This window comes from Candidatus Uabimicrobium helgolandensis (assembly GCF_041508025.1).
Lineage (GTDB): Bacteria > Planctomycetota > Uabimicrobiia > Uabimicrobiales > Uabimicrobiaceae > Uabimicrobium > Uabimicrobium helgolandensis.
Map to the genome: position 1 here is coordinate 6,974,613 of NZ_CP165719.1, position 23,303 is coordinate 6,997,915.

Sequence of the window (23,303 nt, forward strand, 5' to 3'; positions counted from 1 at the left end):
AAAACACTTTTACCAGATATTTATCTTTTGATACTCACTTGAGAATCATTTACAATAAAAATAAAAAAAACTTATGTTCATTAAACATTTTTTCCGGTAATAAAGGTCGGCTAAAGATACAAAAACCACAACCAAAGAACACCAACTTATTTTGTCATGAGATTTTTTATTTTTTTGAAACTTGTATTTATTACAAGCTGTTTTGAGATTTAAAACTTGTATAAATAAAATCATTGTAAAATTTGAAGATTACTTTTGTTCTCTAAAACTATACTGCAAAATAAAATTGATATTAAGTAGTGGTTTAAAGGGTTGTCATCAATTTTTTTGAAAAATGTGCAATTTTACTAGAATAAATAATTGTAGCAACAATTGCCCACTGGTCAGGTTATTACATTCGTAAAGGAGGCTAAAATGGAAATTAAAATGTTTTTTGATAAAAACACTTCTACACTAACCTATGTTGTTTTTGATAAAAAAAATAAAGACGCACTTATAATTGATCCTGTATTAGACTACGAACCTCAGTCATCAACAGTAAAAACGGAATCCGTTGATGCGGTGTGTTATTTTATACAAAAAGAAAAATTACAACCTCGCTATGTACTAGAAACTCATGCTCATGCCGACCACTTGTCTGGTTCACAAATACTCAAAAAAAGATACCCGTCCTTGTTGGTAGCTATAGGAAAAAATATCATTGAGGTCCAAAAAGTTTTTAAAAAAGTATTTAATTTACCACAGAATTTTCCTACAGATGCGCGGCAGTTTGATTATCTTATGCAAGAAGAAATAACTCTGGAAGTTGGTAATATGAAAATAAAAACATTTTATACTCCAGGACACACGCCTGCATGCGCAACTTACCAAATTGGTAACGCAATATTTACTGGCGATGCTCTTTTTATGCCTGATATGGGGACAGGTAGGTGTGATTTTCCAGGAGGAAGTGCAATCGATCTATATAACTCAGTTGTAAAAAAAATATACACACTTGCTGATGATACAAAAGTATTTGTAGGACATGATTATATGCCAGGAGGCCGTGAGCTTCGTTATCAAAGCACCGTAGGGGAACAAAAAGCAAACAACATACAACTGCCAGCCAGCCGTTCTTTAGAGGACTTTGTTAAATTTAGGCAAGAACGCGATGCAACATTAAATACACCTAAACTTTTATTTCAAAGTGTACAGGTAAATGTAGACGCAGGTAATCTACCAAAACCGCAAGAAAATAAAATCAGTTATCTTAAAATACCAATAAATGTTTTTAAACCTGCAAACGATAAAATAAAAAATGTTACTCTTGAAAATCTGTAATATCAACATAATCTAACAAAAATAGTCAGACATAGTTTCATTCTATAGTGGCGTGATAATGATGTAAAACTCGGAGCAATTCAAGGACATTCAGTGAAACTATCCCTTACTAAATGTATTTAAGTATCCGACTTAGAAAAGCCGAGTATTTTCTAAGTCGGATACTTATATGTTTATTAGCCATTTAAGATAAATCTTATAACATCAAATTAACCTTCAAGAATAACAAACCCTAGTGCATAACTTTTTTCATGAGAAATGCTCACATGGATTTTTTTTACTCCTCTTTCTTTTGCAAGAGTATCCATCTCTCCATGAAGCGATAGGTAAGGGCGTCCAATATGATCAACACAAACCTCTATTTCTTTAGGGTTTGCGTTGATCTTACTGGAACTACGATGAAGTGTTGTTTGGCTTAGAGCTTTAAAAAAAGCTTCTTTTACCGCAAATCGCCCTGCTAAGCGGTGCGACTTAGGTACTGGACCGCGCTCACTAGTTATAATTTCTTGAGCTGTGAATGTTTCACTAATGACTGTTGTTTTGTTATCTTGTAAACATTCCTCAAAAAAATCTATATCAGCTAAATCAGTTCCAATACCTACAATCATCATTAACTCCTATAATCTGGAGAAAAAAGCATTTTTTTCTCTTGAGTGTTCTCTCCATCTGCATTTGCAACAAAAGGTTTTTTATCGCGAATAGTCAGTAACTTTTCTTTTCCAATCAAAAAGTTTCTTTCCCGTTCGTAACGATGAACCCATCTCTTCTTACGCAAAGCAACATATCTTTCTTTGTCTTCTTCCGACAACATTTTAAAAAACGCATCTGGGTGAACAAGACATAACATTGCTCCTACGTGGCCAAATCCTAAACTGGTAATCAAAGCAGCTTTAATGTTCTCACTGCCAACATGCACTGCACTACTATTGTATTGCAAGAAAGTATGTTTTTTCATGCGAATATCAACGTCGAGTAAGTTAGTGTTCCCAGGAACAATTCCGCTATGCATTGCTTGTAAAACACCGTTCATTTGCCATGCTGCAGCACCACCTTTACTATGACCAGTTAGCGATTTTTGGGAAATAACCATCATTGGTAAACCAGGTGTACGCCCTAATTTTTGCATAAGCGAATGATACAATTCACTTTCGTTTTTATCATTTGCCTCTGTTGATGTATCGTGTTTTGAAACAAGAGCAACATCGTCAGCTGTCAGACCATATTGTTCTAAAGCTCGGCGTAATACAGATGAATTTTTTTCATCTTCACAAACAACGCTGAGTAAGCCTAGGCCTGGTGCAGGAATTGACTGATTAACACCATCAGTAGCAGAGTAACTCATAGCAACAACACCATACACCGGTAAACCAGCCTCTAAAGCAACAGAAGCACGACACAGTAGTGTAGTTCCTCCACCTTGTGCTTCAACAAAACCACTACGCATAACATCATTAGGCCTTGACATCTCTTCAGGTGTAAATCCTCGCTCACGCATATCGTCATTATTTGCAGTCGCATTCATGTCTTTAAACCCAAGTACTCCTGTGTCACTTAAATCATCGTAACTGCCAGCAACAATAAACTCAGCTTTGCCTGATAAAATTTTCTCCATGCCTATTTCTACAGAGATGGCAGCTGTCGCACAAGCATTCGCAGGAGAAACAACTGTTCCGTAACTCCCTACATAGTTTTGCACGTTGTAAGCGCCCATAACATTTACAAGAGTCTCTTGTATACGGTCCCCTTGTCGTGGAATATTTAAAGTCACGTCACGCGCTAAACGGGCAAGAGATAAACCACCTCCCAAACCGCTTCCCATAGTGTTCCCTACTTTGCTAGGGTGAATATACTTATATAGTTCCTCTGGTTCGATACCAGCACTCACAAAAGCATCAGCTGTACCAATTAAACTATACTGGGTATTCGAATCCATTTGTTGGCACATATCGTTAGGGAGCCCCATACGATTAGCACTCCAACCACTTGGTATTTGGCCTGCAACATTACGGTCAAATTTCATGCGTTTAGGAACACGTATTTTCATTGCCTTACGCAATAAAACCCAGTAACAATCAAGTTCACTATCATAAAAGAAATCTACTTTTTCAGGATTAGCTTCTTTGTAACTTACCGCTGTTTCGCGATCATCAATACGAAACTTCACTTCATTTTCAAGAGAAACTTCAGTGTAAACCTCGACATTGTCTGGATCAAAATGCGCTCGTTCAGGGTCCATATCGCGAATGCCTATCGCTGCAACTAATTGATCGCGATATTTGCGACCCACTTCCTGTTCACTCACAGGATTACCAGTTTCAACATCAAGCCACCCAACGTATTTAGGAGAAATAGAGAACTCAATAAGACCTATTACTCTCGCAAGTTCTAACGCTCGCGCTTGTGAAAGTTGTCCTGTCGTCTCTTGGTCCCAACGAATTTGAGCATTACCAAAAGTTCCGACCTCTCCATAACCAACGATAACAACTGTATCTTCCAGTTTCATTTGTGGAGATTTCCAATTATTTAATTGCTCTTTACTTGGAATACGAGGAAACTGATTTGTATCAAGAGGTAAGACCTTATCGATATTTTTTGTAGATGCATTTGCTTTTTTCTCAGCCAACTGTTTTTGCAAATCATTGCGAATATCGCGAAGTACCGCTCCTAAATCATCGACTTTTTCCATTCCTCCCATTAAATTAACTTTTAAAGGAGTTTTTTGCGCTATTTGACACATATTATTGTGTAATAAACCCGTCAATAGAAATGCCATTTCATCGCATGAATATGTTCTGACAGCTCTTTGAGATTCTAATCCAGCAGCAACAACATCGTTTGCACTCATAAGACCTGTTCCGCGAACCCAGCCAATCTGTGCACCAACAATGCTACATGTTTTGCCCCATACATCGTATTCTGATTTCCATTTATTGAGAAGTACTTCTAAGCCAGCTTTTGTCTCAGCATACATACCATCGTTTCCAAATTGACCGTGGTTTGGAGACAAAGGTAAGATAACCTGCATTTTTTTCTCAGGATCAGCAGCTTCTAGAGCTTCCTTGGCTATTTTACCTAGCAAGTACTCAAGACCAAAAAGCATAACGCGCATCGTTGCAACAGAACCCTCGTCAAGTGTTAAAATATTGTTTTCTTCTGGAACAGCGCCAAAAGGAATAAAATAATCAAGTTGCCATGCAGCGCGACCTTCTTGTGGCTTATAGATCCAGTCGACAATAGCGCGAATATCTGATCCACAACCTTGGTTAAAAGGTACGATGTGAAGTTCTGCACCATGACCTGCATGTTGTTGATAAAGTTCTCTATAGTAATTAAGTCGTTTTAAAGTCGAAGTTGTTGTTGTAACAATAACTTTAGCTCCACCTCGTAACAAATACTTAACAACAGAGGTAGCAATAGCTCTTTCTCCTGCACCTGTAACAAGAGCAACTTTACCACAAAAAGTAATCCCTTCTTTTGCTTGTTCAGTAAGTACCTCAGCGAACGCGTCACTGGCTTTACTACTTGTACACTTTCCAGTATTCTTTGGCTGTATGTTGAGCTGCAAACTATTCACAAAATCGCACGCATCTTTTTGTTTGTCACGCATTCCTTCAGAAAAATGCAATCCTTTTTCATCTATTTTTACTTGTGGAGCAGTTGGACGAAGATAAACAGCACGCTTTGCTTGATAATCCCCATTTATAGCAAGGTCATGAAGACATTCAAAAATATCACTCATCTCTTTATTGTTGTCTTGTAGAGATTTCGTCTTAAAACCACTTACCAATAATTGAACTTCTGGTACTGGATTCGCAAGAACGCACTCCTTCACAAATTCATATTGATCGTCACAACTTTTATTGTTTTTTAAATCCCAATATAATGAAGTTATTTGGCTACGTGTCCAGTTCCAAGCAGAAGTAAAACTGCGTATTTTTCGTGCAAAAAACCGCGGACGAATAGAACGTTCGTATTTAGGACCGTGCTCGTTTTTATACAATTCAAGACGATCTTCTTCTAAAAATTCTTTTTCGCGTTCAATAATTCCAGCGTAAGGGTCATGACCTAAAAGCTCTTGCGTACAGCGCGCTACTTCTGCAAAAACACCATGAATACCAAAATAACGTTCGAGAATTTTATCTATCGCAGCAGAATCAACTTGTGCTCCAGAGCTTTCTGCCGATTTTGCTGCAAAACTCCAACCATAGATATCCTTGTAGTGTTGTAAAACACTATCAATAAAAATCTGTGCCTCTTTGCGATTACCAATGTTTTTGTCAATAGGGCTTTTAGCATTACTACGCGATGACGAATCAATTCCCTCAATAACCGAAATAGTAGACAATACTTGAAAAGTAGTTGTATCATCAATGATCCAGTTCTCTTGTAGAAATGTAATAATGTCGCGTAAAGTGACATTGCCAATTTTATCAAAATTGCGTTTAATTGCCTCTGTATGAGCTACTTTTAAATACGCTCCTGGAGAATTGTAGCGACCTGAAGTGGCAGATTCAATCGCCTCTTCCAATTGTGAAAGAGGAATTTCATGTCCACCATCAATAGGAGCAGTATTAAACTCAGTCCAAATATCGACAACTGTTTGATTACGGCGCGAAGAGTTACCTCCAAGAAGTTGATCGATACTTTCATCGTCAGCCATCTCTTCAGGCCAAATTTTAGTTTGTAATGCTAGAATCGTTCGCAAAGCGTGTTTAACTGTCGACGTTTTTGGTGGCGCTAAATTCTCAGTACCAGAAGATGTAGGAACCACAGGTAGTTTTACAATTGGCTGATGCTCTTGTACTTTTTCTTCTACAGTTGAAGCTTCTTCTACTTCTTCTACAACATTACTAGATGGGAGCTCTGTCTCTCCTTCTAAAAAGTATAGTGTACTACGATCGCGCTCAACATTAAAGACTGGTTTAGCTAAATGCGATTTACTACCGATTGTTTGTCCAAACATATTCGCTAAGGTAGGTTGGTAGCTTACCCCTACCTCCCATATCTGAGAAATATTCCCATTTTTTAATAATAGGTCTTGCGTTTCAATCCAACGGACAGGAAAAGCAAACTGATAAGCAAGTAGCTCAATCACCACTTTCCGTGCGCAAACAGCTTTGTCCTCTAGTGATTTTTCAACATCACTTAAAATTTCTGCCATTACTGGAGATTTAGTAAGATGGTATACATCGTCGAAAAACGACTTACTAAGTTCAAAAGGACGCGCAACTAAGTTAGGAATATAACGTTGCTCTAAATTTGTTAAGTCGTCTTCTTCACTAAAAGTATCCATTAATACTTTTCGGAAGTGATCAACACCTCCTTGTAGTACCGAAGAATGAAAAGGTACATCTAAACCTGGAATATCCATGTAGGCTGGCTTTTTGGGAGAAGAATGCTTCATCAAGCGTTGTTGCAGAACTGCAATAGCATCAATATGCCCAGCAACTGCATACTGACGGCCTTTTACGTTGTAATTAACTATTTCAAGGGTCGTATTTGTGTCCTCGCAGATTTGGTTTACAAGATCTACCGCTTGCTCTTCACTCATTTTTGCACGATGCGGACAAACAACTCCCATACGATAAGGAGACTGACCTTGTTCATCTCGCGGAACAAAATTCTGCATTGTTAAACCACGTTGGTATACAACAGAAATAACTTTTTCTAAGGCTAAAACTTTAGAACAAGCCGAAATAGCAGAGTATTCACCTATACTATGTCCACAAAAATAGTGGTCCTGTATGTAAACACCAGCTTCTTTGAGTTCAGCAACACTTGCTATGGCATGTACAACTAGCGCAACTTGCGTAAATTGAGTTAAAAACAAAACCCCTTTTTCATGACGTAGCGTCTCATTTTTTACAATAAGTTGACCTGGGTTTTGTTGAACAATTTGTAGTATAGAAAATCCAAATTCACTACGAGTAAAATCATCGGAGCGATCCCAAACATCACGTACTGCTGCAGAACGTGCGTAACTTTCCATTCCCATGCCTTTTGCTTGAATTCCTTGGCCAGGAAAAACAAGTGCAACTTGCGAAGAATTAGTAAAAACCTTACCTGTAACTGTTGCAATTCGTCCACCATTTTGCTCCGTAGCGCAGTTAATCTCATATACTTTTTGGCCAGCGTTCATTGCAATATGTCGTCCATAAGTCCACACCTTACTACCATGAGTTGCAGGCGCTGAAAATTGGACTTCAATTCGCGAAATATCTTTGTGGCAAATATTTTCTTGTTCACGCAACGTTTGCAAAGCCATACCTTTTGACCACATACCATGAAGAATAGGTGAATCAAATCCAGCAATACGTGCAATCGAAATATCGCGATGAAGAGGATTAAAATCTTTACTTACCATCGAATAAGTATCACCACTAAGTGGCGCTTTAACATTTTTTTCGTAAGCGTAGTAAGGACGTGATAATGCTACTTGTTCTGCTTTTGGGTAGGTAAATGGTACAGAAAACTTTTGCTCTTGTCCTAAACGACTTCCTACTTTTTCGCGTAACAGAAACTGGCTTTCTAAAATAGCAACTACATTTTTTTCGTGTGAAATTTGCGCAATCACCACTACTTTCTTGCCTTCTTTGCCGTAGCTAATGCTCTCCAACGCTGCTTCCACGTCATATGTTTTTCCAGCCACAAAACTATCAACTTTTATTATATTATTAGCTAAGTGAACAAGAGTAAAAAAATCACCAACGCAATCAGGATGTAAAAGAATGCGAAATAGCGGCTGCCAAGCTACCACAAAAGCCATGCTTAAAGGAGCAGTGGAAAAATCATTATCTTTTCCACCAAGGGAACCAATATATTGACGAATACTTTGTTCGCTAAGATCAAAAGTTGCTTTCTGATGTTTTTCCGACACTTGTGAAGGATCATCTAAAAGTAGGCCTGCGTAAAAATCTGCTATTCGTTCTACACGTCCTTCATCAACTTCCTTAATATTATATGGAGCCATTTTATTTCTATCGCAGCAAAAATAAGTAGTGTAACTACTATTCTTTTCGCCTTCAATAGAAAGTAAGCGGTGAAAAATCTTCAGTTCTATCCCTTTTTCATGAGACTCTATTTGTAAAATATGCCCCCAACCTTTTCGACTTTCTCTCTCCATTAAAATGCCACTAATTTCACCATTCTTTTGTTTGACAACAATGCGCTCGTTTTCTGCCAATTTAAGTAGATCGTGAACAAAATTGCGGCGAATTTCTGTTCCGCGAATTATAGATTGAGCTTGAAGAAGCGTAGCAATATCACCATGATAATCATTCCAAAAATTTGCTCCGGCTTCTAATTCGTTATGATGAACATTTATTTCATTATCATCGCTAGCAGAATTTACAGATAACTCATCTGCATTTTGGGTAAGAGCTTTGTGAAATCTGTTGAATAACTCAGCAATAGGTTCGTCTACAACACGAATTCCTGCTACAGCTCTCGGTCCTGGCGTCTGAAATACTTCATCTGCTTTATAGCGCGGATCATTACAAGTATGTAGACTGTCACTCTTATACCACTTGCGAATATTCTCATCAATAATAGGAATAAAATTAACTGGTTTACCTGGGATTTGACACACCTTATAGATAAAAAACGCCTGGTCTTCTGGTGCTAAAGGCACATCTTTAATTCGAGGATAATTGTTCTCAATTGTTTGTAATAGTTTCCTTGGTTGTTGTATCTGTTCTGTATCAACAACAATATCAATAGATAGTCTCTCCAAAACACGCGCTAACATTTTTTCAAAACGCAAGCGATATGTTATATCTAGCCATTGTCCATCTTCATAACGACCATTGCTTCCAACAGCCATTAGTTCTACCATTTTATCAAGTAAAGTAAAATAAGACATTGCGTTCAAATCACCCAAATAAGGGCGCGATGTTTTCTGTAACATTTCGACTATTTGTTCGCGATTTTTTGCCACAGCTTCTTTGTCACCTGCAACATTATCAAGTAAACGTCCTATTTTAGCAGCATTATTCTCCACGTAATAAATGTCTGCATTAAGAGGGCTCTTACCAGAAGTCATCCCTCCCTTTATTTCGCCTGTTCCCGAAGTTGTCGACCAATCATCTATACCAGTTGTTTCTACAAGAGCTTTTTTACAGTCATCAGAAGCTTCAGATTCGCGGCACGCCATAACTAACGTTCCTAAGAAAACCCCATCCATAGGCATCTCTGGTAAATCAAACTCTTTATTCCACGTTCCCATAACAAAATCAATAGCATCTTGTTCTTCGCGAATTCCTCCACCAGCTAAAACAAGTACATTTTCCTGTTCGCGAATGCGTTGATAGTTTTTTAGTAAAACATGTCGCACATCGTACCAACCGTGGTGACCACCTGCTAAACCACCTTCAACATGCATGCAAATAGTATACTGTGGACGCAAAGCTGCAATAGCAAGAATATGTTTAATTTGTTCATCTGTTCCTGCTTTAAAAGCATTTAAAAACATTCCACTGTCATGTAGTTTATCTAACAAAGTAACGGCTTCTTCTACAGGAGGTAAACCTGCTGATATTGTAATTCCAATAAAAGGATAACCTTCTTCTTTTAATTTAAAAAGAAGTCCCTGACCAGAAACCTGCAGATTCCAAAGGTACGGGTCTAAGTAAAGCGTATTTAAAACTACACCTTGGCTCGGATCAAGAGTTTCGACAATCTCATCCATGCGCTTGCGAAACATTTCTTCTGTAACTTGGCCTCCCCCTGCCAACTCCGCAAGATATCCAGCATTTGCTGTAGCAACTATTATTTCGGCAGTAGCTGTTGTCGGTGTCATTCCTGGTAAAATAACCGGTGAACGTCCACAAAACTTACTAAAGTTATTCACTAGCATTTTTTCGCCATTTTGATCAACCATTTTTGGTGCATATTTTTTCCAAGAAGCGCGAAAGGGAATATCTTCATTTTTTGAAGAAATAAGAACATTGCGTTCTTCTATATTCGATACGCAAAAAACCTCAACGCCAAAACCACTTACGTAAGCGCGGCTTAATTTTGCAATACCATCACCTGGTCCAAAGTCGATAATATGCGTAATTTCATTCGGCTCAACAAAAGAAAGAGCAGTTTTCCATTTTAATTGCCTTACAGCTTGTAGAGATATAAACTCGCGCATTAAATCAGGGTGAGAACGCAAATCTTTGCCATCACTAAACGAATAAAGCGGTATTTTAATTTTCTTAGGGTCGATTTCCCAACCAATGCGTTCTAAATCTGTAAGTACTAAATCAATACACTTATCTATATGTGGTGAATGGAATGGAGCTGAAGTATTGAGATACGTAAAACGAAGATTTCTTGCTGGAAATGGATTTTTCTTTGGATACACATCTTCTAAATAAAGACGCATTTTTTCCAAACGATCTGGAGCTCCAGAAATCACTTTTTTTAATGTTTCATTATCAAGCGATAGGTAAACAAAATCATCAGAAGGGCAACCTTTGTTAAACTCGTCAATAATGCTTTGTAACTCTGTAGATGTAAACCCTTGAATTGCCGCCATGTATTTTGGCAGTGTTCCTAGTTCTTTAAGAGCACTTTCATTTGGAGAAGCAATCAAGTCATGCGCTTCTTCCATACGAATACCTTGCCAAACTAAGTAACGCGTAGCTTGCACTGTCTCTTCAATAATACCATCAAAAGATAACCCCATCGCAACAATAGCAGCAGGAATAACTCCTTGACTATGGCCTGTAGCTCCTAGAGCCCACGAGTCGACACTCTCATTGTCGTATCCTTCGATGCATAAGCTCAAATAATTTGCCATCTGCGTTAGTAAAACCAGAGGCTGCGATATAGGAGAAGAAAACAAGTACTCTGCCTCTGGAACCTTGTTTTCGTTACTCAACCACTCCTCAACGAAAAGTCCCTGCGAAAAATAGCCGGAGAGTACTGCTTGTGGTGTTTCTATCTCTTCACGAAGCGAAACATCTACTTTTTGCACTAGAGTTTTTACAACAGAGTAGCGCTGCCACAAATCACGCAACTCGCGGATATAATCATTCGCTTGTCCAGCGAAAGTGAGTGCAATCCGAGCTTTTTTTTCTGTAGCTAACTGACATAGCGCTGTTTTTGATTCCATTTTATTACCTTAATAAATCCAATTATAAGTTCAAGAAAACCATCAATTATATCTATTCTGAATAGGGTCTGTCGATATTTAGATTTTTATATAATATGACGCATTGTGCAAGTTCAAATTTTGTTATTTTTCACACTCTAACCTCGTTCCCAAACCTGATTTCGCAAGAGCACAGCCTAACTTAGGTTACGCTGGTAATACAAAAAACATAATATGTATATCAAATATTAGTAGCATTCAAGATGAATTTTCAATTTTGAGTAATTTTCAATTATTTTGGTGTAAGTTTGTACGTATGGTTACTTATTTAGTTAGTCGAACTTTCGGGATCAGGTTCGGGATCGTATTTTTATTTCAACTAGCACAAGTCGTAATGTGAGTTATTTTAAGAAGTAGTGAGGCACTTTGAAAGCACAAAATAGTTCTCTACAATCCAAAAGTAACGAAGCTCATCTTTAAAATGACTAAGTCATAAGCAAGAGAAATGTCGACACGTCCTAAACTTGTGTTGCATTAATAAGTATTTGTTTATACAATGATCTCAATAGTTTTTTATGTTAACAATATTACTCGTAATTGAAAATTCACTATTTTCATAGTAAATGCGTTACTAACGTTTTACTAACTCTTCCATAACGACAATATGAAGCTTTCAATAAAAATAAAAAAACAAATTACAAATCATGTCCTTGATCACTATTTTTGTAATGCGCGTATTGAGCGTATCGTACTAGAATATTTGATTGAGAATTCTATTGCTGACGATGTTGTTACAACAAAACAAATCGTAGAGCACTTAGAAAAAAAGGATCTTGCCACTTCAGATGGTGCAATTCGCGGAACAATTTTGCGAATACGCCATAAGTTATTGAAGTACAGAGAAGAAACTCCTGATCATCCCAACCATTTAGTTTTCCCTGAGCCACAACGTCGCAGAGGATATCTATTAATCTTTGAGAAAAACCCCAACTACCAAGTATCTCGAAATCAATCTTTTGATCCATGGTTAATGAAAAACTGGGAAGTCTTACGTGAAAGTAGTTACCGCGGTTTGTGGAAAGGTTTGAGTTTACCTGATGGTGGAAGATGGCCTTTAAAATTGTATGTGTGTGTTCATTCAATACGCGATGAACAAACACAACGAGAAAAGTTCATGTTTCTGATCAACTCACCTTCAAAGAAAAAACCACGTATGGGTATTTTAGAAGGAGAGGTGAAGAACAGCATTTTACATATGCAAGGTCACTGGTCAACAAGATACGAAGATAAGGGAATTATAGATTTTAGCATGAAAGCACAAATGTGGCCTTTTAGACGCAGTGAAGACGAAGCAATCTGCTTCTCTGGACGATTCTTTTTATATACGCAAGATCATAGTTTGTACCAAGAAGGACAAGTAGAATTAAAGTATTGTCCTTTTAACACTTTAAACAAAGAAGATATCACTTATCTTTCTCAGTAATACACTTCATAAAAAAAGATCCGAAAGGATCTTTTTTTATGAACTCTTCTCTTTTTCTTTACCAGCAGCACGACCTACCAAAACAGCAGCAAATACAGCAATAACAGTTACTATTACAGCATATACAATTTGTGCAGATATTCCTTCTCCGCGATTGGGATAATACTGTTCAAATATTTTTTTTATTGCATCATTCCAAGCCAAAGCTGCAACTAGACCAAAAGCACTTGTAACTAAAATTGCCATTTTTTCAACTATTTGTTCCTTCATTTTTATTCTCCTGAATTACTATAAAACAATAAAGTTAGTGTTATTAAAGAAAATAGTCAGGCGTCTACACATCCGACCTATTATTCTTAGAGAAATTGAATTGTAACACGAATACTCTCAAGTACAACACCTAAGTAATAACAGATTAACGAGGTGTCATCAATTAGAAAATTCGCGAGCGTAACCTTTACCATATTCATAATCATAGCCAAAGTGATTATAGCATTTTACAAAGCATAGAAGCAACGCGAACTAATAAAGTTTTTCCATTTTGCCGTTGTTCAGAATCAAGGATCTCCATAGTTTGTGCAGAACGAAGAATAGCAACACATTCGGTGGCAAATCCGAGCAATGTGGCAAAATTTAGCTTTGTTTTTTTTGGAAAACTTGCCACTTCCTTCAACAATATTGAGAAAAATGGATAAAGAAGTACCTCTCACAAACCCAACATTTTTACAATATTTATCAGCCAATAATTGTACTTATCTCATCCTCAAACAATTTTGTGACAACGGTCGCAATAAGCGAATAAATATCGTATACTAGGTATATTAAATTATTGCACAATTTGCAAGAGTACGCCCCGCAGGGCCTCTCGTAACTTAATTCTATTTCAAGATGGCTCAGCATTTAAATTAAAATGTTAAGCCCTCTCAAAATAGAGCGGCTATTTTGAAAGGAAAAAAATGAAGTAATATTATATCAAGGAGAGTATATGAACTTTTCGAAAAAAACGCTCCGGTTTTTCAAATCAAATGCAGGTCCTAGTTTTTTCTACATAATGAGCGCTGCGTGTATTTTACTCGGTGCTGCCATGATAACTATACCGCTTTACGAAAATAGCAATTTGCTAGCAAAGCGTTTTTATTTAGTTGGCGTCCTCAATGGATATGAGATAGCACTTTTTCTGGTATCTTTGTTAGTCTGCCGTTGGAAAAAAAGTAATAGTGACGCTATTTCATTAGTATGCTTGCTAGGCATTTTTATTATTGGTTCGACGATATCCCTAGATACTGTTTCTGTAGAGTTTGCAAAAACCACTCTTATAATTGGAATTATTGGTTTTCTGTTTGTTGTTTTAAAGTTACATCTTCTATTTAAAAAAATACTTGGTAATAGCAACATATATTTACTAACAGCACTTATTTTTATACTATTACCTAATTTTATTATGCCAGGTGTTTTGGGTGTTGCATTAGAAAATGGAATTAGTACCAATAAAAGTCTAGGTTCTATCTGGATATTAGGGTGGTGGTTAACAATAATATCAGGAATATTTCTGGTTATTGTTGCACATAAGACATCTATAGATCATAGTGAAAAATCGCAACCATTTTTATCGCGAAAAATCATGCAATGGATTTTTTGCATCATTATTTTTTGCGGATCTGTTTGTCATCAATACACAACAAGTTTCTCATTTGATTTAGGCATTTCTTTGGCAAACATAACACCAATCATAGCCATTGCTGTTTTTTTAGCCATAGAGTATAAATGTATTTACAAGAAAAGTTTTGTTGCAAGCGACATAATATGGATGTCTTTACCTGTAATAGTTGCTTTTATTATTATTTTCAGCGAAAGTTTTTTTGCAACTACAGGTTGGGAGTTTTTTTCATACCCTGCAATTTCTCTTGCAATATCAAGTTGCGGAATGTTTTTATTACACTCTTCTAAACGTAACTATCTTTTCAGAACTAATAATAAGCTTTTATTTTTTATAGCTTGCTTTTATTTAATATCAGCGATATTGATTTGGAATAATAGTTTTGATATTGTTCTTACACTGCGTATAGCATTTTTGGTCGCATTTGTGTGTATGATTTACTATCAAAATTTTATGTGGGGAATTGTGGTTTCAGTGCTTTTTGTAATAAACATACAGGCTCTACCACTTTTAAATCCTCTTCAACAAGCTCGATTGACATATCCAAGTTTTACTTATTTAATATTAGGAACAACAATACTTGTTGTTTGTGGATTATTTCCCAAAAAAACCCCAAAGACAATTTTGTTCATAGCAACTATATTTTTTGCAATAGGAGTTTATGATTGTTTTGTGGCATATCCGGTAGTTGAAAGTTTTTATGCACCAAATATGTCTGGTATATGTGCTTTACTTTTTGGCGCAGTATGTTCTTGGCGGTATCGCGATGTTAAACCATTTTTACCATCAATCTTTCCTGCTCTTAGTAGTGTCAAAACAATACTATACTCAGTAGGCCAGTTTTTAATGGATAATAAAGGGTGGATGGTTATTTTCGTTAGTTTTATATTACTTGCTCTTGGTGCACTAGCGAGTTTTGCCAAACTTGAAGATGAAAACGAAAAAGATGTAATAAAAACAACCTAAATAAAAAGCCATTTGGTTAACACCAAATGGCTTTTTATAATCGAATTATAGATATTCTATTTTTTACGTGCGGTATAATAAGCGTCCTTGAACTGTCGCCTACCTTGATATGAAAGTTGATGTATTTTCTTTTGAAAAGCTTTTGCTTCAGGTGTTCTAAAAGCTGGTACACTAACAATATCAACTACTCTAAAATTTTGTATTCTATGATGTACGGCTTCAATATCACGCTGCTTTAAAAAATCAATAATATTTTTGGCAATTTGCTCACTTTGACTAACAGGTAAAGAGATTATCCGTAAACAATGTTTTCTTAAAGTATAAGAAACATCATTCTCTTGACCTTCACTACTATATACAAAAGCTACCCTTTTTTTCTCTACATTTTGAGAAATTTTGCTCGATTGAAACTCGTCTGTTTGACTCTTTGTTTGTACTTTGGTAGTTTGTTTTTTTGTAATCGCCTGTGTTGTTTTTTTTGTTGGAGCAACTTTAATAGATTTTTCTACTATTTTTGATTCATTTACTGAAGATTTAGAGTTAGACCTTACTAATATTTTTTGTTTTTGCTCGTTCTCATCTTTACTACTCCCCAAGATTACATCCTTATCTTTTTCCAATAGAGAATTCTCTATGCTTTTTTCTTTGTGCTTATCCCTAACATAGAGTTTTTTCTTTGTAATTTTTTGATCTTGTTGTCGTAAATTGAGATTTTCTTTTTCTAATCTCGCAATTCGCTGTTGTTGCTCTCGCAATTGCAATTTTAACTTGATGCTTTCTGTATTATCTTCGATGCTGCTGGTATCATTTTCAACAATATCTAAAAGACTTTCATTCCCAGCCGATAAATCCGTAGATTTGCTTTCTATCACTTCTGCTTTATACACAGGATGAGCACTAGAAATATTAACAATATCTGACTTAGGTAATGTTTCGTAAACAATTTCTTCTTTAGGCTTAGAATTTTGGCAAGATACCAATAAAAACATCAACAACATACATATTCGGTACATTTTAAACTTTCTTATTTCCGCGCTAATTTTTTAGTCTTTGGTACACGTAAGATCATCCCTGTTTTGATTTTTGGATTTACTTTTAACCAACTGTTACAATCAAACAATCTTTCAGGTGAAGTTTTATTCTGTTGCGCAATTTTATTTAAGTTATCACCTTTTTGAACTATATAATAGATATATTCATTTGTTTTTTTATGAAGTTTTGCAATTATCTTTTTTACAACATAATGCTTTTCAATAAAAGCTAAAGATGGAATATATAAATGCTGATTAATTTTTAAGCGTTTTTCATGAGAAATATTGTTATAATCCGCGATGTACTTCCAATAGTAAGACTTTCCTTTTCCATAGTAAAAAAGCGCTATATGGGAAATAGTATCGTTAGGTTGTACGATGTATTCACTTGCCTTAGAGTCAACAAGTTGTTTTGGTCCACTCTTTTTCACTTTAGGTTTGACTTCTTGGTATGCTACGTTTTGTCTTCCACCAGTTGCTTCATCAGCGATACTTTCATTTTTTTTGGCATTATTTTTCAATTTATTACCGCGCTTTGGTTTGTCAGCAACTTTATTGGTTTCATCGTATTCTTTAAAATCGCGAAACTCTTTATTTGGAGCAGTCAACCTATTTTTTTGCTTTATTTCCGTAGATTTTTTTTGCGGTAACGTTGGTTCTTGCGTTTTTTCTTTTACCTTAACAGTTTCTTTAGCACCATTCTTTTTTGATGGTTTTTCCGAGGATTTCTTTTTTGGTTCTTGTAACAATGTTTCTTTTGAAGGACCGATATTCGAATCGCTAACATCTTCGACATCAACGTTTTCAACAGCCACTATTTTTTTATTATCTTCCTCTACACCGACAGACACAACCTGTTTTTTTGTCTCAGCATTTTTCAATTCCAAAGTATTTTTCGCTTTTTTATTGAAAAACTTGTCATTTTGAGGATTTTCTTTTTTTACAGTACTACTTTTTATTTGTGCTCTTTCTTTTGCAATTTTCTTTTTTTGCACATCATCTTTTTCTGCAACTAAGGTATTTTTAATATCGCTATCTTGATGTTGTTCTTCTGTAATATCAATTAGGGCAATAGCAATTGTAACACCAATTAACAGCAGAATGACTATGCGACGCGCTTTGCGAATAATTCGTGCACGTCTCTCAATTTGCGTCATCTCATTCTCCACTTTTACACTCAATCAACCAAACTAATTAGGCGTGTAACCATATCTGAAAACTACCATTAGGAACATACCCTAAATTAAAGGTTACCATATTTGTATTTCTAAAACAAGGTGGAGGCCAAATTCTTCATAGATTCTTTTTTGAATATTTGAAATAACCTCTAAAACTTCTTTAGCAGAACCATTTCCTTTGTTAACAATAAAATTAGCATGTTGTGAGGAAATAACAATGTCGCCTGCGGAAAATTCGCATAACTTTGCTTGGCGAATAAGTTTCCACGCTTCGATGTGAGGAGGATTACGAAATATACACCCTGCACTTTTGTACTTGTAAGGTTGAGAGGTAGATTTCTTACGAGCAAATTTTTTCCAAGAATCAATTAATTTATGAGGAGTACCTTGAGATATTCGCAGCTTTACTTCAAAAATGAATCGCGATTGCAAATTACTTTTACGATATTTAAAATGTAAATCTGCCCTAGACAGTTTAGTTATAGAAGCGTCGTCAAAAGAAACAGCAACAATTTCTTCAACATAATCACCAATGGCATACAATTGATTATTCCATTTTGTTCCTGAATTACCATAAACAGCTCCGCCAAGAGTACCCGGAATACCCGTAAGTTTTTCTAAAGATAAACCAGAAGAAATAGCCTTGCGAACAATAATAGGCAAAGAAACTCCGCTTTGTGCAGTAATAGTATTTTTATTTATAGTATACGAACATAATTCTTTCGTATAAATAACAATCGGTATTTGCGATTTGGTAATTAATAAATTGCTACCTTTACCTAAAATTTTTGGATTAATGTGATGAATAGTGCAAAGTTCTATACATTTTTGAACTTGCAAAAGATTAGTAGGGCAAAAGAATACATCGGCCTTACCACCAATGCCAAAGTAAGTAAATATTCTTAAGTCTACATCGAAAGAAGTGAGAATACCGTTATGGAGTGACCATTTATCAATATACTTTTTTAATTGCTCATTCATGAAAAGTCAGTGAGATTGTGCGCAAGGCTATCAATATTTCCTGCGCCTAAAAACAAAAGAACATCTCCATTTGCAACTTTTGGAATGAGAAATCTTTTAATACTGTCAAAGCGAGATATGTGACAAGCGCTCTTACCATTGTTACGCAATTCTTGAACAAGCTGCTGACTACTAATGCGTGAACGATCCTGCTCACTGTCGCGAGCATAAAAAATATCAGAAACAATAATTTCATCCGCATCATAGAAAGAACTAGCAAAACCCTTTAGTAAATGATAAGTACGATTTGCTTGATGAGGTTGAAAAATACACCATATTTTTGCTCCTTGGTACCTTTCGCGCGCCGCTTCTAATACAGAGACAATTTCTGTTGGGTGATGAGCATAGTCATTGACAATAACAAAAGGTTTTTCTTGTAGCACTTCAAAACGACGACAAACACCATTATATTGTGCTATAGCTTTAATTGCTTTATCTATAGGAATTCCAGCTGCATCCGCCACAGCAAAACCTGCGATACAATTTTCAATATTATATCGACCGCAAAGAGGTGTAACAAGAGAGTGTACATCGTTTCGTATTTTCACGGCAAAATGAGAATACGTAGGTGTTATATCGCGGATTTTTCCACTAAAATCAGCCTTTTCATTTAATCCGTAGGTTAAAACTTGGCAATGAACATCATCTTTAATTTTTTCCCAAGCTTTTTTTTCAATAATGAGTACTCCATCAGCTGGAATGTTTTCTGCAAATTGAATGTAAGCACGACGTATATCATTAATATTGCTATAATAATCGAGATGGTCTTTTTCAATATTCGTGATCACTCCTATTTTGGGAGCCAAATATAAAAAAGAACGTTGGTATTCGCAAGCTTCTGTAATAAAATGCTTCCCTGCGCCCTTTTTAGCATTACCATTTAATTGATGAATATACCCTCCTATAATAAAAGAAGGATATTCTCTACTATATTCAAAGACATATGAAACTAAACCTGAAGTTGTTGTCTTACCATGAGTTCCAGCTACCGCTATACCTATAGGCTTTCCGGTCATCAAAACGCCAAGTAATTCAGGATAACGAAGTATAGGGATGCAACGATTCTTTGCAGCCATGTACTCTAGATTTTTTTCGTTAATTGCGTTAGAAGCAACAACTGTATCAACAGACTCTTCTATATTTTTCTCTGCATGTCCCCAATATATCACTGAACCCATTTTTTCCAGCTTGCGTGCTAGGTTTCCTGGTCGTAAATCGGACCCTGAAACATGAACACCTGATTCTAAGAGAATTTTTGCTGCTCCACTTAAACCAATTCCTTCTATTCCGATAAAGTGTACGTGTTTCATACTAAGGAACCTAAAAAGTTTTTTGCAATATAGTCAACAACCGCTAATGTCGCTCTTGGTTTTCCCAACTTCTTTGAAAAACAAGACATTTGCTCTATTTTAGATTTATCGTCGATTAAATTCGCTATTGTTTGCGCAAGTAATAAAGGTTGTAAGTCTTTCTCTTCAATCACTATTCCGGCATTTAAATTTTTTATATGCATTGCATTTTTTCTTTGATGATCATCTGCGGCAGCGGAAAAAGGAATGAGAATCGCTGCAATACCAAAAGAGGTTATTTCAGCAAGAGAACTTCCTCCTGCACGACTGACCACAAGATCTACTTGCGAATACACAGAATCCATTTGCGATATAAATCGATGTACCTGTGCATGAAAACCATATTTCAAATAAGTCGCCTCTACCGCACGACACGATTCTTTTCCTGCAATATGAATAAAGGATATTCTAGAGCGATAGCTTTTCAAATGCACCAAACTATTTAGTACATTATTTTCAATACATTTTGCACCTTGGCTACCACCCATAACTAAAATTTTCAAAACATCACTACGTACTTTTGGATATATTTTTTGCTGACGAATAGGCAAACCACTTGCTAATATTTTATCTGGCGAAAGACCAAAGCAGTTCTCATACTGGCAAAATACTCCTTTGCTCCACGGCGACAAATAACGCACAACTTTACCAGCCACAATGTTTCCTTCTAAATAAAGAACAGGTATTTGATGCAAAAGAGCTAAACTGCCTGCTGTAAAAGAACCAAATCCACCTAGTCCCACTACACATGATGGTCTTTTTATTCGTAATAAATGTTCACTTTCCCACCAAGAAACCAAAAATTTTCGCCAAAAATTCACATGTTGGCTCAATGATTTTTTTCGAGGAAAAGCAATTGTAGAACAGACATACCAAGGATATCGAGTATTTTTCATAATCTGCATATCAATACTTTTACTTGTTACAAAAAATACAATATTACAATCTTTTACGCGAAGACACAATTCATCTGCGACAGCAATACCTGGAAACAAGTGTCCTCCACTTCCTCCCCCCACAAACATGATAGTCTTTTTTGAAGATCTAAACATTTAAATAACCTGATAAAAACACAATTTACTGCAAAATAAAAACAGAAAATATAATCAGTACTATTTGGCATATCCAAAAACGTACAACAAGCTGTGGTTCACTATGTCCTTTAGCACGAAAGTGATGATGTAAAGGAGCACATAAAAAAATTCTTCTTGCAAAGTATTTTTTTGAACAAATTTGCAACATTGATGATAAAGTTTCTACAACAAAAACCCCACCAACGACAGCAAGTAAAAAATGCTGTCCAGTAATCACTGCGGCATAACCAATATAACCACCCAACATTAAAGCGCCACAATCACCCATGAAAATTTTAGCAGGATAACTATTATACCATAAAAATGCTGTACAAGCACCGCAAAGAGCCATATTACTAACCACTATTTCGCGAAGCTTTGTTGTAACGATTACTTCTTGCGGCGCAAACATTGTAATAGCACTGAAAAAAAAGAGAACAAGTAGTGAACATCCTGTAGCAAGCCCATCCATGCCATCTGTTAAATTGACTCCATGACATGTACCAACTATAACAAAAATGGTTATCACAAACCAAGCGACAGTGGTCACTGTGATAGTCGTATTCCAAATGGGAATAAATATTAGACTACTAGGCACATAAAAATGCAAAACGCTAGAAATCGCAAAAGCAAGTGCAACAGATATCAGTAACTTGCTTTTTCCACTCAGCCCCTTATTCTTAGTATAAGTTTTTATTAAATCATCACTAACACCAAGCATTCCAAAAGCAAAAACAACTATCATCGCAATAAAAAGATATATATTCTGCCAATCACAGCAAAGAAGCATTGCTTGTAAATAGCTAAATATAACAACAATACCTCCCATTGTCGGAATATTTTGCTTACTTGCGCTTTGTTCTTTCATAAGCTGAGACTCAAATTTCATTTGTTCTATCAACTTATTGCGTTTACTTAATTTTATAAATAGAGGTATTAACACCATAGCGCACAAGAAAGAAAAAATAAAAGCACATAAAGAACGCGTGGTAAAAGAAATGGATAAATAAAACATCATCAGATAGCACCACTTGGCTTTTCTGCACAACGAAGTTTAGCGCTTCGCGATCTTGGGTTTTTTTTCATTTCTTCCCGCGAAGCAACAATAGGCTTTTTAGTTAGGGCTTTCCAAATTTCTTTATTTTTAAAAGTATGTTTTGCAATACGATCTTCGAGAGAATGAAAACAAATCACCACTGCTCGTCCATGGTCTTTTAACAAACTAGGAAGTACTCCTAGTGTTGTTTGCAACTGTTGTAATTCTTGATTTACTTCTATGCGCAAAGCTTGAAATGTTTTGGTTGCTGGATGTATTTTTCCTCGGTATTTGAGCGTATTTTGAACAATATTTGCCAATTCTAATGTAGAACGTATTTTTTTACGGCCGCGATAACTAACTATTTCTCGTGCAATTTGTCGCGATCGATGCTCTTCTCCATACAAGTAAATAATGTTGGCAAGCTCGTGTTCAGGGTATGTATTGACGACTTTTTCTGCTGTTAGCGCTTGAGAAATATCCATGCGCATATCGAGAGGTCCTTCTTTATTAAAACTAAATCCACGCTGACCTTGATCTAGCTGCCACGAAGAAACGCCAATATCCATTAACACTCCATCTACATGATTTATTTGTTGTTTCAAAAGTATCTCTCGAATATTTGAGAAAGAATCGTGGCACAAAGTAAACTTACCTGGAAAATTTTCTAGTTTTTGTTGTGCAAAATTCAAAATTTCTTCGTCGCGATCAACCCCTATGAGATGTGCATCTCCTTCAAGGCGCTCTAATATTTCTAGACTATGGCCAGCAGCACCTAAAGTAAGATCGATATAGGTTCCCCCTTTTCGCAGATTAAGGTGCGAAATAACTTCTTCTAATAAAACCGGCTGATGAATACTAATAATAAAATCCCCATAAAATCTAAGATTTACACCAAAATCAAAATTATGACTGGTATCTAAAAACCGTAAATTATAAATTTCTTAGTCTACTATCTTTTGAAAGGAAAACAACAAAAAATAAAGGGAGATATTTTCAAAAACCAGGATTGTACAGGAAATGGAAGCCAATGCGCAGTTTCGTAACATCTCTTTGATGCAATGAGATGTAGAAAAGTTTTTTGAAGTGTAAGTGTCTTGTTTAGGTTT

At 36.0% G+C, this 23,303-nt stretch carries 14 protein-coding genes; 3 read left to right on the top strand and 11 right to left on the bottom strand.

What is annotated here, in order from left to right:
• Positions 1 to 414 precede the first annotated feature (414 nt).
• Positions 415 to 1,320 carry an MBL fold metallo-hydrolase gene (locus UABHE_RS25920; RefSeq protein ID WP_372366214.1) on the top strand — a complete coding sequence of 302 codons (906 nt, stop codon included), beginning with the start codon at positions 415 to 417 and terminating at the stop codon, positions 1,318 to 1,320.
• A gap of 209 nt (positions 1,321 to 1,529) precedes the next feature.
• Here UABHE_RS25920 and acpS read toward each other — a convergent pair whose 3' ends face one another.
• Both acpS and UABHE_RS25930 read right to left on the bottom strand, forming a co-directional pair.
• Complete coding sequence (acpS, locus tag UABHE_RS25925) at positions 1,530 to 1,931, bottom strand: holo-ACP synthase (protein WP_372366215.1); 402 nt, start codon at positions 1,929 to 1,931, stop codon at positions 1,530 to 1,532.
• Positions 1,931 to 11,422: a fatty acid synthase subunit beta domain-containing protein gene (locus UABHE_RS25930; protein WP_372366216.1), complete on the bottom strand. Its 9,492-nt coding sequence runs from the start codon at positions 11,420 to 11,422 to the stop codon at positions 1,931 to 1,933. The genes acpS and UABHE_RS25930 overlap by 1 nt, the downstream gene beginning before the upstream one ends.
• 643 nt (positions 11,423 to 12,065) lie before the next feature.
• Here UABHE_RS25930 and UABHE_RS25935 point away from each other — a divergent pair.
• Positions 12,066 to 12,884 (top strand): hypothetical protein, encoded by an 819-nt coding sequence (locus UABHE_RS25935; protein WP_372366217.1) that lies wholly within the window; start codon positions 12,066 to 12,068, stop codon positions 12,882 to 12,884.
• Positions 12,885 to 12,920: 36 nt separating this feature from the next.
• Here UABHE_RS25935 and UABHE_RS25940 read toward each other — a convergent pair whose 3' ends face one another.
• Both UABHE_RS25940 and UABHE_RS25945 read right to left on the bottom strand, forming a co-directional pair.
• The gene (locus UABHE_RS25940; RefSeq protein ID WP_372366218.1) at positions 12,921 to 13,154 is read right to left on the bottom strand and encodes a DUF5654 family protein; all 234 of its coding nucleotides are present in this window, start codon (positions 13,152 to 13,154) and stop codon (positions 12,921 to 12,923) included.
• 287 nt (positions 13,155 to 13,441) lie between these two features.
• Positions 13,442 to 13,594 carry a four helix bundle protein gene (locus UABHE_RS25945; RefSeq protein WP_372371684.1) on the bottom strand — a complete coding sequence of 51 codons (153 nt, stop codon included), beginning with the start codon at positions 13,592 to 13,594 and terminating at the stop codon, positions 13,442 to 13,444.
• A gap of 275 nt (positions 13,595 to 13,869) precedes the next feature.
• Between UABHE_RS25945 and UABHE_RS25950 the strand changes: the two genes are divergently transcribed.
• Positions 13,870 to 15,507 (top strand): hypothetical protein, encoded by a 1,638-nt coding sequence (locus UABHE_RS25950; RefSeq protein WP_372366219.1) that lies wholly within the window; start codon positions 13,870 to 13,872, stop codon positions 15,505 to 15,507.
• A gap of 56 nt (positions 15,508 to 15,563) precedes the next feature.
• Here UABHE_RS25950 and UABHE_RS25955 read toward each other — a convergent pair whose 3' ends face one another.
• From UABHE_RS25955 to rsmH, 7 genes are all read right to left on the bottom strand, one after another.
• Positions 15,564 to 16,520, bottom strand: a complete 957-nt coding sequence (locus UABHE_RS25955; RefSeq protein ID WP_372366220.1) for a hypothetical protein — start codon at positions 16,518 to 16,520, stop codon at positions 15,564 to 15,566.
• A gap of 11 nt (positions 16,521 to 16,531) precedes the next feature.
• On the bottom strand, positions 16,532 to 17,695 hold the full coding sequence (locus UABHE_RS25960; RefSeq protein WP_372366221.1) for a LysM peptidoglycan-binding domain-containing protein: 1,164 nt from the start codon (positions 17,693 to 17,695) through the stop codon (positions 16,532 to 16,534).
• Between the two features lie 93 nt (positions 17,696 to 17,788).
• Positions 17,789 to 18,697 (bottom strand): UDP-N-acetylmuramate dehydrogenase, encoded by a 909-nt coding sequence (gene murB / locus UABHE_RS25965; protein WP_372366222.1) that lies wholly within the window; start codon positions 18,695 to 18,697, stop codon positions 17,789 to 17,791.
• Positions 18,694 to 20,046 (bottom strand): UDP-N-acetylmuramate--L-alanine ligase, encoded by a 1,353-nt coding sequence (gene murC, locus UABHE_RS25970; protein ID WP_372366223.1) that lies wholly within the window; start codon positions 20,044 to 20,046, stop codon positions 18,694 to 18,696. The genes murB and murC overlap by 4 nt, the downstream gene beginning before the upstream one ends.
• On the bottom strand, positions 20,043 to 21,137 hold the full coding sequence (locus UABHE_RS25975) for a glycosyltransferase (RefSeq protein ID WP_372366224.1): 1,095 nt from the start codon (positions 21,135 to 21,137) through the stop codon (positions 20,043 to 20,045). The genes murC and UABHE_RS25975 overlap by 4 nt, the downstream gene beginning before the upstream one ends.
• Positions 21,138 to 21,162: 25 nt before the next feature.
• Complete coding sequence (mraY, locus tag UABHE_RS25980) at positions 21,163 to 22,176, bottom strand: phospho-N-acetylmuramoyl-pentapeptide-transferase (protein WP_372366225.1); 1,014 nt, start codon at positions 22,174 to 22,176, stop codon at positions 21,163 to 21,165.
• Positions 22,176 to 23,060, bottom strand: a complete 885-nt coding sequence (gene rsmH, locus UABHE_RS25985; RefSeq protein ID WP_372371685.1) for a 16S rRNA (cytosine(1402)-N(4))-methyltransferase RsmH — start codon at positions 23,058 to 23,060, stop codon at positions 22,176 to 22,178. Before rsmH ends, mraY begins: the two co-directional genes overlap by 1 nt.
• Positions 23,061 to 23,303: the final 243 nt, after the last annotated feature.

What these genes read in the sequence shown, in the direction of transcription:
- UABHE_RS25955 (WP_372366220.1), bottom strand. Translation starts at nt 16,520, where the DNA reads ATGTACCGAATATGTATGTTGTTGATGTTTTTATTGGTATCTTGCCAA.
- murC (WP_372366223.1), bottom strand. Translation starts at nt 20,046, where the DNA reads ATGAAACACGTACACTTTATCGGAATAGAAGGAATTGGTTTAAGTGGA.
- acpS (WP_372366215.1), bottom strand. Translation starts at nt 1,931, where the DNA reads ATGATGATTGTAGGTATTGGAACTGATTTAGCTGATATAGATTTTTTT.
- UABHE_RS25935 (WP_372366217.1), top strand. Translation starts at nt 12,066, where the DNA reads ATGAAGCTTTCAATAAAAATAAAAAAACAAATTACAAATCATGTCCTT.
- UABHE_RS25950 (WP_372366219.1), top strand. Translation starts at nt 13,870, where the DNA reads ATGAACTTTTCGAAAAAAACGCTCCGGTTTTTCAAATCAAATGCAGGT.
- UABHE_RS25960 (WP_372366221.1), bottom strand. Translation starts at nt 17,695, where the DNA reads ATGACGCAAATTGAGAGACGTGCACGAATTATTCGCAAAGCGCGTCGC.
- mraY (WP_372366225.1), bottom strand. Translation starts at nt 22,176, where the DNA reads ATGATGTTTTATTTATCCATTTCTTTTACCACGCGTTCTTTATGTGCT.
- murB (WP_372366222.1), bottom strand. Translation starts at nt 18,697, where the DNA reads ATGAATGAGCAATTAAAAAAGTATATTGATAAATGGTCACTCCATAAC.
- UABHE_RS25975 (WP_372366224.1), bottom strand. Translation starts at nt 21,137, where the DNA reads ATGTTTAGATCTTCAAAAAAGACTATCATGTTTGTGGGGGGAGGAAGT.
- UABHE_RS25930 (WP_372366216.1), bottom strand. Translation starts at nt 11,422, where the DNA reads ATGGAATCAAAAACAGCGCTATGTCAGTTAGCTACAGAAAAAAAAGCT.
- UABHE_RS25920 (WP_372366214.1), top strand. Translation starts at nt 415, where the DNA reads ATGGAAATTAAAATGTTTTTTGATAAAAACACTTCTACACTAACCTAT.
- UABHE_RS25940 (WP_372366218.1), bottom strand. Translation starts at nt 13,154, where the DNA reads ATGAAGGAACAAATAGTTGAAAAAATGGCAATTTTAGTTACAAGTGCT.